At 63.7% G+C, this 361-nt stretch carries 1 protein-coding gene; it reads left to right on the forward strand.

All coding sequences use genetic code 11. From position 1 onward, the window contains the following. On the forward strand, nucleotides 1–361 hold a 361-nt coding region (locus EE949_RS09035), incomplete at both ends, for a transglutaminase family protein (protein WP_164666739.1).

Here is a 361-nt window from a genome sequence, read left to right on the forward strand (position 1 = left end):
CCATTGATGATCGTGACGGCGCGGAATGGAACACCGCCGCGCTCGGCCCGAAAAAACGCGAGCTGTCAGCCGAGCTGTTCCAGCGCATGCGGGCGCATTACGCACCGCTGGGCATCGTGCACTTCGGACAGGGCAAGTGGTATCCGGGCGAGCAACTGCCGCGCTGGTCGCTGAACTGCTTCTGGCGCAAGGACGGCCAGCCGGTCTGGCACAACGACGCGTTGATCGCCAGCGAAACTGAAGACTACGGCGTCACGGGCGAACTGGCAGGGCGCTTTCTGGCCAGCGTCGCCGAGCGGCTGAAGCTGCCGACCCGCTTCGTGTTTCCGGCCTACGAAGACAATTATTACTACCTGAGGCG

The sequence above is a fragment of the Pseudomonas viridiflava genome (assembly GCF_900602065.1).
In the GTDB taxonomy this organism is placed as follows: domain Bacteria; phylum Pseudomonadota; class Gammaproteobacteria; order Pseudomonadales; family Pseudomonadaceae; genus Aquipseudomonas.